General features: G+C 38.2%; 12 protein-coding genes. 2 read left to right on the top strand and 10 right to left on the bottom strand.

Annotated elements, in window-relative coordinates:
* Positions 1–66 precede the first annotated feature (66 nt).
* The 7 genes from recJ to LGQ02_RS06235 form a co-directional block, all read right to left on the bottom strand.
* A complete protein-coding gene (gene recJ / locus LGQ02_RS06265) occupies positions 67–2,403 on the bottom strand; it encodes a single-stranded-DNA-specific exonuclease RecJ (protein WP_226517349.1) in 2,337 nt (778 codons plus the stop codon).
* A gap of 67 nt (positions 2,404–2,470) precedes the next feature.
* A complete protein-coding gene (locus tag LGQ02_RS06260) occupies positions 2,471–2,797 on the bottom strand; it encodes a LapA family protein (RefSeq protein WP_226517348.1) in 327 nt (108 codons plus the stop codon).
* Complete coding sequence (locus LGQ02_RS06255) at positions 2,794–3,729, bottom strand: cation diffusion facilitator family transporter (RefSeq protein ID WP_226517347.1); 936 nt, start codon at positions 3,727–3,729, stop codon at positions 2,794–2,796. The genes LGQ02_RS06260 and LGQ02_RS06255 overlap by 4 nt, the downstream gene beginning before the upstream one ends.
* Before the next feature lie 298 nt (positions 3,730–4,027).
* A complete protein-coding gene (secF, locus tag LGQ02_RS06250; RefSeq protein ID WP_226517346.1) occupies positions 4,028–4,954 on the bottom strand; it encodes a protein translocase subunit SecF in 927 nt (308 codons plus the stop codon).
* Positions 4,944–6,263 carry a protein translocase subunit SecD gene (gene secD / locus LGQ02_RS06245; RefSeq protein ID WP_226517345.1) on the bottom strand — a complete coding sequence of 440 codons (1,320 nt, stop codon included), beginning with the start codon at positions 6,261–6,263 and terminating at the stop codon, positions 4,944–4,946. Before secD ends, secF begins: the two co-directional genes overlap by 11 nt.
* 143 nt (positions 6,264–6,406) lie before the next feature.
* A complete protein-coding gene (locus LGQ02_RS06240; protein ID WP_226517344.1) occupies positions 6,407–6,688 on the bottom strand; it encodes a post-transcriptional regulator in 282 nt (93 codons plus the stop codon).
* Positions 6,689–6,706: 18 nt separating this feature from the next.
* Complete coding sequence (locus tag LGQ02_RS06235) at positions 6,707–7,513, bottom strand: DUF368 domain-containing protein (protein WP_226517343.1); 807 nt, start codon at positions 7,511–7,513, stop codon at positions 6,707–6,709.
* Between the two features lie 157 nt (positions 7,514–7,670).
* On the opposite strand from LGQ02_RS06235, the gene spoVB reads away from it, so the two are divergent.
* Entirely contained in the window at positions 7,671–9,221 is a 1,551-nt protein-coding gene (gene spoVB / locus LGQ02_RS06230) for a stage V sporulation protein B (RefSeq protein ID WP_226517342.1), read from the top strand.
* A 76-nt stretch (positions 9,222–9,297) separates the two neighbouring features.
* Here the strand turns inward: spoVB and LGQ02_RS06225 are convergent, their stop codons facing one another.
* Complete coding sequence (locus tag LGQ02_RS06225) at positions 9,298–9,966, bottom strand: DUF421 domain-containing protein (protein WP_226517341.1); 669 nt, start codon at positions 9,964–9,966, stop codon at positions 9,298–9,300.
* A 483-nt stretch (positions 9,967–10,449) separates the two neighbouring features.
* A complete protein-coding gene (locus LGQ02_RS06220; RefSeq protein ID WP_226517340.1) occupies positions 10,450–11,739 on the bottom strand; it encodes an ArsB/NhaD family transporter in 1,290 nt (429 codons plus the stop codon).
* A 338-nt stretch (positions 11,740–12,077) separates the two neighbouring features.
* Here LGQ02_RS06220 and LGQ02_RS06215 point away from each other — a divergent pair, with 338 nt between their 5' ends.
* The gene (locus LGQ02_RS06215) at positions 12,078–12,467 is read left to right on the top strand and encodes a TIGR04086 family membrane protein (RefSeq protein ID WP_226517339.1); all 390 of its coding nucleotides are present in this window, start codon (positions 12,078–12,080) and stop codon (positions 12,465–12,467) included.
* A 210-nt stretch (positions 12,468–12,677) separates the two neighbouring features.
* Here the strand turns inward: LGQ02_RS06215 and yajC are convergent, their stop codons facing one another.
* Complete coding sequence (gene yajC / locus LGQ02_RS06210; RefSeq protein ID WP_226517338.1) at positions 12,678–12,944, bottom strand: preprotein translocase subunit YajC; 267 nt, start codon at positions 12,942–12,944, stop codon at positions 12,678–12,680.
* Positions 12,945–13,077: the final 133 nt, after the last annotated feature.

Raw genomic sequence — 13,077 nt, 5'->3', positions numbered from 1 at the left:
GAGCATAAACAACGAAGTAAACATTTATAAGGAAGGCGCAAGCGCCTCAACTATAATTATTCTTTCTTACGCAAATGACAATGCTTTGTCATTCATCGCATCTTCTAATTGTTTTTTTAGAGAACGATATGATGAGTAAAGTAGCTCGTTTTCTAATTCGCTCTGTTCGATCCGTCTTTGATAAGTCGGCGAATTCACTAAGTCCTTTTTTTGTGGATGTTCTTCGACGGTAATAAGTCCATTGTTTATTTTAACAAATTCCAAGTCAAAAAACACCTTACACATAAAATGAATTGATTTTTCGGACCAATTTTTATGCTTTGCTAAGTCAGCGCCATGTTTTTTCATATCAAACGAGCCTCGTTTTCTCAAAAATGCATAAAGCCATTTAAATTGTTCACGAGTTGGCAGTGTTTCAAAAAATGAACTTTCATCATGCTGAAAACATGCATAAATGCGGTGAGGTTCTTGCATTGACTCAAGTACATTTTCTAAATCACGTATTGATTCCGGTAAATCGTATAGAACGATGTATTTTCTAGACTTATTTAGTATTGTTTCGTCCGAATACACTTTATAAACATCCCAGTTATTATCTATATGAACAGCTTCCATACTTTTTTCGCGAAAGACGACAAACGTTACTTCATCTGCTGGCAAGTGACTAATTGTCTTTATGGATTGATGATCACCACGCAAATCGAATAGTTGCCACCCGTCCACTTTCATATCTTCTAAAATAATTTGGGGTTTACTATGCCCATTCCATTCATTAATCGATAGTTGTCCTACAACTGAAGCTTTTGCTAATGGGGAAAGAGCATCATGTTTATCACCCATTCTAAAGCCAATACCATCCAATTGTTGGTTTTCTTTTTTAAAGGTGATTTTTAGATGATCTTGTTTGGCTCCGATTTTTTTACACGTATCGATTTCAACTTCCTCTATTAGGATCTTCGGTGCAGGGTTTCCTACCCCAAAAGGTGCCATCGTCTTTAAATCATTAATCGCTTCAATTGTTACTTCATGAAGTTGAACGGGTAAGTCTACATGAAGTGACCGAATCCAATCTTCTTCAGTCAACGTTTCTTCTGCAATTTGAATCAACTTTTCATGCAACGGTTCAACATGCTCAATTTCCATCGTAAGACCTGCAGCCATTGGATGTCCACCAAAATGCGGGAGCCACTCTCGACATTGAGAGAGAGATTGAAACATATCAAACCCTTCGATGCTACGTGCAGATCCTTTCGCTAGTCCTTTTTCTGAGTCAAGGCTAAGGACAATTGTAGGTCGGTAATACTTCTCGACAAGTCTACTTGCAACAATGCCGATAACCCCTGCGTTCCAACCTTCTTGTCCAACGATAATAACTGGAGGAATCCCACTTTCTTCAACTTGTTTTTCGGCTTCTTTTGTCATATCGCTAACAATTTTTTGCCGTTCTTTATTCAAGTCATCAATCATTAGTGCGATTTCTTCAGCTTCATAAGGGTCCTCACTCGTTAATAAGTGAATGGCAGGGTCAGCCGAATCTAGACGGCCAGCTGCATTTAATCGAGGTCCGATCATAAAACCGACCTGTTCTTCACTCATTTCTTCTGGTTCAATGCCACACTGAGCCATTAATGCTTTTAAACCAGGACGCTGATTCCTAGATAGATTACGTACCCCTTTCGTTACAAAATAACGATTTTCATCAACTAACGGGACAAGGTCCGCAACGGTACCTAAGGCAACCAAATCCAAAAATTGTTCTGGAAGTTCACCTAACAACGCTTCAGCAAACTTAAATGCGACCCCTACACCTGCTAAATTTTTATTCGGATAAGGACAGTCTTCACGTTTCGGATTAATAACAGCATATCCTTGTGGTATTTCTGGTGGTGGCTCATGGTGATCAGTAATGATTAAATCCATCCCTAAATCTTTTGCCACATTGGCTTCATGAACAGCTGAAATTCCTGTATCAACTGTTATGATTAATGTTATGCCTTCTTCATGTGCATGGCGAAATGCATTTTCATTCGGTCCATATCCTTCAGTAAATCGGTTTGGAACGTAAAAGCCAACTTGAGCTCCTAATTGTTTCAACGTTAAATACATAAGTGACGTACTTGTAACGCCATCAGCATCATAATCACCGAATATGAGGATTTTTTCATTGTTATCGATTGCTCTTTTCATTCTGTCAATGCCTTTTTCCATATCTTTCATTTCAAACGGATCATGCAACTTGTTTTTATCAATATGTAAAAAAGCATTAGCTTCTTCTGCTTTTGTAAAATTTCGCTGAATTAAAAAACGAGCAGCAATCATAGAAACACCTAGTTGTTCTGCTAATTGTTTCACGAGTTGCTCATCTGGTTTGTTTATTTTCCATCGTGCATTTGATTGTAGCATAAAAAATACCACCCCTGACCAACTCATTATACATAAGGTCAGAATAGGTGGCAATGGAGATATATGTTTATTTCTTTTTACTAGTATCCGTCTCCTTCGTTTCCTCTTTAACAGCTGGTTTTTCCGGTTGTTTTTTTCCAGAAGGTGGTGGTGTTTTATTTTGCTTTGCTTTTAATTGTTTTATTTCTTGTTGCAAGTGATAAATTTTATAAATACCGACACCACCTACAATGATCCCACCCATTAAAACTGAACCAATAATGATAAGTACTAACGGCCATTCAGTTTGTCCAAATAAGTAGTTCACTTCTACAGGTTCTACATTAATAACAGAAAAAATTGCAATGACCAATGCAACGATAATACCGATTATGAGTCCCCATTGACCTCTCATTTTTTAGCCTCCTCTTCATTTGAGTACGGGTTAATATGTACACGGACGTCTTGTACATAGTCATCTTCCATTAATTTTTCTTTGACTTTTTTTCCTATTGTATGGCCTTCTTCAACAGTGATCTCCGGGTTAACTGCAACTTTCAAATCGACGATCACGTAGTGTCCGTGCTCTCTTGCTAAGAGTTCGTCCACTTTAAGAACCCCAGCTACACTTTGTGCCTGTTTATACATTTCAACCGTATCTTCATCATGAAGAACATGGTCTAGCGTATTATGAATGGCTTCACTCCCTAGTTTCCAAGCCATTTTTATAATTAATATTGCTACAAATATTCCTGCGACAGGGTCTGCATAAACAAGGCCTGAAATTCCAATAGCTCCACCAATCACAGAAGCCCCAATCCCGATTAAAGCTGCCAACGAGGAAAAAACGTCTGAACGGTGATGCCATGCATCTGTTACTAACGCATCACTCTTATACTTTTTACCCAAGTGTATTTTGTATCGAAACATCAATTCTTTAACAATAATAGAAAATATAACTGCATAGATTGCAATAACACCTGGTACAGCAATCGGTTCAAAGAATGACTTTACAGCACTCATTGCGATCTCCAGACCTACGAAGAAAAGCAAAACAGCTACGATAATTGCCGTTATAGTTTCAGCTTTTCCGTGACCGTATGGGTGATCATCATCTGGTGGCTGCTGTGCAGCTCTAATACCAATTAGAACGGCAACGGAACCGACGACATCTGAAGCTGAATGTATCCCGTCAGCAACTAACGCTCGGCTGTTTGCAATAATCCCAACTACAATTTTTATCACTGCTAATAAAATGTTTCCGATGATACCAACCCATGCACCAAAACGGACTTTTTTATATCGTATATCTTGTTTGGTCGTATCTATTTTATCTGCTACACTCAAAGCTTCCACCTCAACTCACGCTTAAAGCACGAATACTTCTCAATTTGATGACGAATTAATGTCTAAGGCCATCCCATATAAATAATGGGAGTCGTAACCTATCTCGTATATTCTAACACGACCATACCAAATCAATTCATTCATTATCATCAATAAAACCATTCATTTAAGTTCAATTTACCCTTAACAATCCGCACTATCATTACCAAATATAACCAAGCGCCAGGCACCTGGTTATATTTCCCTTATTTTTGTCAAAGCAGAAGCTGGTGCTTATACGGCACCAGCTTTTTATTGTTTATGCTTCTGTTTGTTGTACAGGTCGATGTTTCTTTCGTTCTAACTGCTTAGCCTTCATTACAAGCCACAGTTGTGAAGCAAGGAATAAAGATGAATATGTTCCTGCTACTAAACCTACGACTAGTGCAAATGCGAATGTTTGAATCGCGTCGCCACCAAAAATCCATAGTGCAGCTGCTGCGAATACAACTGTAATTACTGTGTTAATAGACCTTGCTAATGTTTGAACGAGTGATTTATTGACGACTCGTGCTAAATCATCAAACTTTCTCACTTTCTTCTCAAGTTTCATATTCTCACGGATACGGTCAAAGGTAACAATCGTATCATTGATTGAATAACCGACGATCGTAAGAACTGCGGCAATGAACGGGATGTTCACCTCAAACTGTAAAATAGCGAAAACAAATAAAATAAACAACGCATCGTGGAAGAGTGCGACAATCGCTGCAACTCCATATAAAAACTCAAAACGTATCGATACGTAAATAATAATCCCAACCGTTGCAATTAAAACAGAGATAATCGCATTTCGGGCTAGTTCTTCACCAACCATTGGTGTTACTGTACTAACTGTTGGTGTATGCCCATACGCGTCTTCAAAGTGACTTTGAACAGCTAACATTTCTTGCTGCTCTAAGTTTCCAATAAACGATGCTCGACCAATTTCATGTTCACTACCTGCCAATATAATATCATCTGGCACGATCCCAATTGACTCAAATTCACTTCTTACTTCATCTGCAGTTAATGTTTCATCAGACAATACATCAATTGTTGTACCACTTCTAAAGTCAATGCCTAAATTTAATCCGACAGTTGAAAGGAGGAGGACACCAAGAATGACCATAACTCCTGAGAGGATGAAAAACCTCTTTCGGTGTTTAATAAAATCGATTTTCGTACTTTCATGATCAAAGTTCACTGATATCACTCTCCTTCACGCCAAACATACGAGGTTTTTGGTTTAAAATTCTACTATTAACCCAAAGACCTAACAGTAGGCGTGTACCAAATACTGCCGTTAAGAAACTTGTTAAAATACTGACGATCAACATGACGGCAAAACCTTGAACAGCGCTTGTTCCAAAGTAGAACAGAACAGATGCTGCTAATATTGTCGTAATGTTTGCATCAAGGATCGTCGATAGTGAGCGGCGCCCTCCTGCTCTAAAGGCACTCATCGTCGATTTACCTGAACGAAGCTCGTCCTTAATACGTTCATATGTGATAATATTTGCGTCTACTGCCATACCTACACCTAGAATTAGTGCGGCAATCCCCGGTAAAGTTAGGACCGCATTCATCCAATTAAAGACAACTAATACGATGTAAATATATGCACTTAAGGTAATCGTAGCAATTAATCCCATAAAGCGGTAATAACCAATCATGTATGCAAAAATAAGGAATATCCCGATAAATCCAGCATAAATTGCTTGGTCCATCGCACGTTCACCAAGAGAAGCTCCTACTGATTCTGAATAGATCTCTTCAAGCTCTACAGGTAATGCACCAGCATTTAAAATACCTGCTAATTGCTGCGCTTCTTCAATTGTGAAATTACCAGTAATCATAATGTCTGTCGTGCGTAATTCTTCATTTACACTTGGCGCAGAGATAATTTTAGAATCTTCCTTTTGAATCTCTTCTTCGTATGTGTCGCCTTCCTCATAATCGAGCCAAATCGCTAAAATATTGTCCGGAAAAGGACGCTCTAATATTTCACGAGTTACATCACCAAATGTATCTCTATCTCTTCCTGTAACTGTTACGATCGGCTGGTTTGTTTCAGGATGGAAACTTTGACGAGCTCCTCCTTCAACAAGATCCGCTCCATCCATCATTTCGTTATCATCAATATCACGAAATGATAATCTAGCTTCTGTAGATAAAAGCTCACGGGCTGATTGTTGATCTGACACACCAGCTAATTGAACACGAATACGATTTTCCCCTTCAATCGTTACGTTAGGCTCTGAAACTCCTAACACGTCAATCCTTGCATTTAAAGCAGCCACTGTATCTGTTAACAGATCCCTGTCGATCTCTTGATCTTCATCTGCTGGGTGGACTTCATATAAAACTTCGAATCCACCTTGTAAATCTAATCCTAAACTAATTTCATCAGCATGATCCATCACATTTGATGCAATTAGTCCGGCCAATGCCGCCACAATAATGAAGAATGTGACAATCAGCCCTTTTCTGACCCCTCTTTTTTTCTTTGCCATGATCTAATGATCCTCCTTCAAGCAACCTACCTTACCTATTTAAATACATATGTAATTAAAGCGTTACGAACTTAAACCAATAGCTCCATTATAGCGACCTTGAAAAAATGATGTCAATGTTCGATCTATAGAGCTTCCAAAATCTAAAGTCGAATCGGTTCTTCATCATTAAACCAACTCGGACCTTTGTAAGCTTCAATCGTTAAGTAATTCATATAATCATTAACTTTTAAACTGAAGATAACGGAAACAACCCAATGAGGACGAACTTGATCCGGAACTTCCATTTTTTTCACCTTTTCTAAAAAGCATTTCCAAACATCCTCTTTTGATACTCTGTGATACCCTAATAAATTCCACTCTTCTGCTTTACTTTGAATGACTGGTTCAACTTCTGCTTTCCAATTTGAAAAATCATGTTCCATTTCGTACCCTCCTCGTTTTTAACCTTTTGACCCTAACAATAACGCTGTAGCAGTTCCTGCGATAAATGTGATAATACTAGGAAATAGCTGATAAGCAGATGTGATCCCTGGGAAAACAGGAACAATCGATCCTATGACAAGACCTATTATGACTGCATAAGATGCGTAAGGAAAATGGCTAAGTAAATATTTAATTGCCTTACTGCTTACGATAATTCCAACTAAAACCCCAGCTCCTATTGCTAAAATCACTTGCAAATTTAAAGATTCGAGCGCAAAAATCGCTGTATTGTATACCCCCAGAATTAAAAAGACTAACGATCCACTAATTCCTGGCATAATCATCGACATACTAGCTAGCCAACCTGAAAAGAACAAACCCACTCCAGATAATAGCGTTAACTGAACAATTGGTTCAGAAGCCTCTGCTGGTCGGAAAAATTCCATACTAGCTACTAATAGCATTGCTGCTATGAGCGCTATGTAATGAGCTTTATTAAACGTCTGTTTTACCTTTGCCTTTTTCCATAATAATGGGAGTACTCCTACAATTAATCCTAAGAAGAAAAAGTGAGTAGGTTCCGTATGGTTTTCTAAAAGCCAACGTATAATTTTTACAAAAGCGGCCACTGCAGCGACCATGCCAATACCTAACGGAATGAGAAACGGCAAATGCCTCTTCCACTCCTTACTAAAAAATCCAGTTATCGCCCGAATAAGATTATCATAGATCCCTAGAATAACTGCGATCGTTCCGCTACTGACACCTGGGATTAATTCACTGATGCCCATCATTGCACCACGGTATAAATTTTTCCACTCCACGCTAACATTCTCCTTTTATTCTGATTGTTTCTATATATATGTATCAAGACCGTTATTTAAGCTTGTCTTTTAAAACTTGTCATGCTTGCCCACCCATTCAGCATATACATGTTTTAGAAAAAAATCCATGATTTTTTGAAAGAAAGTAGGGGCATTCATGACAAAGCAATCGTTCCTAAAAGGAGCTTTTATTCTTATTTTCGCAGGACTAATAACGAGGTTTCTCGGTTTTGTTAACAAAATTGTCGTTGCTAGAATTATGGGCGCTGAAGGTGTAGGACTATATATGATGGCAGTTCCAACACTTCTTCTTGTGATCACATTAACTCAGCTCGGCTTGCCAGTTGCAATATCGAAGCTCGTTGCAGAGGCCGACGCCGATCAAGATCGGACAAGGATTAAACGAATTCTCATTGTTTCCTTAACCGTAACCGGTACACTGAGTATTGTGTTTACGACGGTAATGATATTAGGTGCTCCAATCATTTCTAACACCTTCTTAACAGATTCAAGGGCCTTTTATCCATTAATCGCAATTTCTCCTATTGTGCCAATCGTTGCATTATCTTCTGTTTTAAGGGGATATTTCCAGGGCTTACAAAACATGAAACCAACTGCTTATTCTCAAGTGATAGAACAAGTCGTTAGAATAACGCTTGTTGCGGCTTTCACTATGGCTTTACTTCCATACGGATTAGAATTCGCTGCCGCCGGTGCAATGATTTCTGTTGTTTTAGGTGAACTTGCTTCCTTAATCTTTATGGTTACAATGTTTAAAAGGAAAAAACGCTTTAAACTACGCAGACAGTTTTTCTCATATGCCAAAGAAGGAAAGAAGACTTTCCATGATTTAATGGCTATTGCACTTCCTACAACCGGAAGCAGGTTAATTGGTTCTGTGTCGTTTTTCTTCGAACCGATTGTAGTAGCACAAAGTTTAGCAATTGCTGGCGTTGCAACCGTTGTAGCAACTGCTCAATACGGGGAGCTAGCTGGGTATGTCATCCCGATGTTGTTACTGCCTACTTTCATTACGTATTCTCTTTCTGTATCACTTGTTCCTGCTATAAGTGAAGCAGCTCATCAACAAAATTATAGCCTTATTCACCATAGGCTCGGCCAAGCTCTAAGGCTCGCACTTGTCTCAGGTGGAGGAGCTGTCGTTGTGTTATATGTTTTTGCTGAGCCGATCATGGAGCTTGTTTACGATGCACCAACAGTAGCAACTTACTTGAAGGTCATGGCACCATTTAGTTTATTCTTGTATTTCCAAGGGCCTCTGCAAGCAACATTGCAAGCATTAAATTTAGCAAAAGCAGCAATGATCAACAGTTTAATTGGAGCATTTGTAAAAATTGCTGCAATTTTCGTTTTAGCTTCACGACCAGAATTAGGAATCATGGGAGCAGCTTTAGCGATTGTTATCGGTTTTTTACTCGTTACACTCCTACATTTTGCAACCTTAGTGAAAACTGTAAGCTTTACTCTTCATGTCCGTGACATTTTGAAAGTGGTATCTGCAATGGTCGTTACAGGACTTGCAGCAACATATTCATACTATGTTCTATTTGATCACCTTACACTTCTATGGAGAACAATGAGTAGCATGACAATTGCTACCATCATCTATGTTGCATTAATCCTTGTACTAGGTCTTGTAAAAAACGATGAGTTAAAGCGAATCCCGTTTATTAAGAAGTGGGTATAAATCCTCCTCATAAAAATTTAACTTTAAGTATAAAAGTGCCTGGCACCTGGAATTTAATCCCCAGGTGCCAGGCACTTTATTTTTTAGATTCATCTTTTAGGTCTATAAAGAACTGACGGTCGCCATTTAAGGCACAGTAAGATATTTTTTTTATGTCTCTGTAACCTAATTTTCTTAGTTGTTGCCTAAGCCATAAAGGGGTCTTATTGATTTCTTTTAAGTGATCTTCAACGACTTTTCCATCTAATATTAATGGCAAAGGTAAAAATGGTGGACTTTTTTCTTCATTCTCCCCCTCCTCTTTTTTTATCACAGACAATTCACCTGATGGCTCTAATATTGCAAACTCTACATCCGAAACGTATTTCACATTATTTTGTCTTAATTGGGTCATTAAATCATCAAAATTATATCGTTGTTTTTTCATTTCTCTTTCATCAATTTCTCCTTTTGTTATTAAAACAGATGGCTTTCCATCAATCATCTTTCGGAGTCTTCGGCTTTTTAAAGAAATATATGCTAACGAGATTTGAATAACCATAAGTACAATGATCGGTAGGACTTGCCTTCCCATAGACACATTCGTATTTTCAATTGCCAAAACTGCAAGTTCTGCAATCATAATTGAAATGACAAAGTCAACAATTGAAAGCTCACCGATCTCCCTTTTACCCATTATGCGAAACACTAAAAGAATGATTAAATATATAACAACCGTTCTTGTAATGACGGTTCCAAGTTCCATGGTAGAACGTCCTTTCTACACACATTCTTTTGCTTAGTTTCACCTAGAAAATTTAAGTCATGTGAGAGAAGGATTGGAAATTCTTTTTTAATAAAAGGCTCTTTTCGCATAGATTGTTGATTTCGAGAAATTTTTCGGGCTTGGTTTACGTTACAGACGGACGCTTTCCCGAGGGCTTGTCTTCAGCTAACTTAGGCTCGACAACTCTTCGCCTAAGTGGATTTTCAGCTCGTTGCTCCTGCGGTTACTCGTCGCAGATAAACAGTGCTCCTGCGGTTACTCGTCGCAGATAAACAGTGCTCCTGCGGTTACTCGTCGCAGCTCGAAGCAGTTCGAAGAAGTATTGCTCGTCGCTGATCCTGCGGGAGCGCCGCCTTTCACTCAACCAAGTTTTTTTAAAATAGCAACAAAGTTTACGAAAAGAGCCTAATAAAAAAACTACCCACAAAGCTTCAAGGCTTATGGGCAGCTTTCATCATGTTTTCACGGGAAAAAAATAAGATAACGGAAATATAAATATACACTTGATATAACAAAGGATACAATTGCTGTTGGGGCTCCTACCTTCAAAAAGTCCATATACGTAAATGGCTGTTTCGCTTTCATTGCTAAACCCGCTACAATGACATTAGAACTTGCACCAATTAATGTCCCATTTCCCCCTAAGCAAGCGCCTAGAGCTAACGCCCACCATAATGGATCCAAGTTCGTCATCCCATAGTCTTGGAATTCTAAAATGACTGGAATCATCGCTGCAACAAACGGAATATTGTCAACAAATCCAGATAAAATACCAGACGACCATAAAATTAACATAGACGTTTTCGGAACGTCACCTTCTGTATAATAAATGATTGATTTTGCTATCTCATCAATAATCCCAACTTCTTTTAATCCTCCTACAAGCATAAATAATCCAACAAAGAAAAAGAGCGTCACCCACTCAACCATTTGAAAAACTTCTTCTGTTTCTTTTTCTTCATGTGTTAAAAGCATTAATAAAAGCGCGCCTGCCATTGCGACACTCGTTAACTCGACATTTAAAAAAGGTTGCCCAATAAATCCAACGGTTGTAATAAAAAGAACAGAGACAGATTTAAACAAAAGTGCACGCTGCTTGATATACTGTTTTGGATTAATCTTCATTAACCCTTGCTGGTCTTCTAAAGACACTTTTAACTGTTTTTTATAGAGCATACAAACACCAAACATAATCACGATATAAATGACGACAACAATTGGGCCTAAATGCACTAAAAAATCATTAAATGTTAAATGCTCAACAGCTTGGCCGATCATTAAGTTGGGCGGATCTCCAATTAAGGTGGCTGTGCCACCAATGTTTGATGCTAAAATGGTCGATAGCAAATAAGGAATAGCCGAGATATTTAGCAACCTCGTTAACGTAATGACAATCGGGACAATGAGCAATACAGTTGTCACATTGTTTAGAAGTGCTGAGCCAAAGGCGGTTAAACTAGAAATGACGATTAATAACGGTATCGGTTTCCCTTGGACCATCTTCGCTAATGAAATTGCTATATATTCAAAGAAGCCACTTTGACTTGTAATCGACACTAATATCATCATCGATAATAGTAGAACAATCGTATGCCAATCAATGTGAGAAAAAAAGGCGTTATCTAAATCCAGTACTCCGACAAAAAGCATAAGCACTCCACCTAAACAGGCAATAAGAGCACGGTTTAGTTTTTCTGTAATAATAAATATATAACTAATTGAAAAGATGACGAGTGCGATGATCCAATCCATAATCGATTGCTCCTCCCTATGTATTCCATACATTGTATGAGGACAAGTACATAAACATGATTGAAATCGACTGAGCAAGACAACTTGAAATAAGCTTGTATAAACAAAACTTGGCTTATCGCCAAGTCCTAATGGCGAAAGCCTTAGTTGCACCGAGCAACAGCTTCTTCGAAATAACTCCGACATGCGACGAGTAACCGCAGGAGCAGTTATACTGATATCAACCGAAATTATATAAATTCTGATAGTATAAAAAAACTCAAAAATGCAGAATTCAGCGTATAAATAAGCCTGACAAGCATATGTATGGAATAAATGAATATTTGGAGGGGAGTATCATGCAAAATCGTTTATTCAGTAGTTCGTTATACGGGATATTAACAATATTGATTCTCGTGATTACAGTCAGTTTTATTTCTTCTCTACTACTGCGTTTTACGGGGCTTCAAGAAGGTAGTTTAGTATGGGTTTTACTAGGCTTTTCTTTTGTAGCAATGTTCTTCGGTGGTTTTGTAGCAGGAGGTCGCTCAGGGGAAAAGGGGTGGCTAGCTGGAGCCGTCACAGCATTTTTATACACTGTCGTTATCTTCCTTGTTCAATTTTTAGGTTATAACCAAGCATTTGACTTGCAACAATTACTAATGCATAGCGGATACCTAATAGCAGCTGTGTTAGGAGGCATGTTCGGAGTTAATATACGTGGGGAATCACATCGTCATAGTGCATAACTTTATTTAGTTCATTTATTATACCTTCATATTCTTCTTATTCACAAAATTGTGCGGGACCATATCCCGCACAATTTTGTATATAAAAAAAGGTCCGTTGTAATTCAAGGAAGCGTTTTTGTTGCACTTGCTCAAATAAAAGAACCTGGCACTTTTAGTACAAGAAACCGTAAATCGATAACTTGTACTATTTTAATGCCAGGTACTCAATTAATCTTGATTTGTAACTTCACGAACTGCTTGACGATCAAATGTAAGTTTGTTACCACCGTCAACATCAACAACGATACGATTTTCATCAAGCGCATCGATTGTACCATGAAGACCACCAATTGTGACGATCTTGTCCCCTTTTTGAAGGGAAGTATGCATTTCTTGAACTTTCTTTTGACGTTTTTGTTGCGGACGAATCAAAAGGAAATAAAAGATTGCAAACATTAATAATAGAGGTACTAAAGCACCAGCTAATCCTTCCATGACTTTCACCCCTTTCAACGATAAACACCGTTTCTTTTGTGATTATATTATCACAAAACGCACATTCATCATACTCTCCTGCTCTAGACAGTTGTCTCTACCGTACCATTGTAGCCAAATTCACTACTGAAAA

It is taken from the genome of Bacillus shivajii (assembly GCF_020519665.1).
Taxonomy (GTDB): domain Bacteria; phylum Bacillota; class Bacilli; order Bacillales; family Salisediminibacteriaceae; genus Bacillus_CA; species Bacillus_CA shivajii.
Note: the sequence above shows the minus strand (reverse complement) of the source record. Positions and strands in the feature narration are given on the sequence as shown.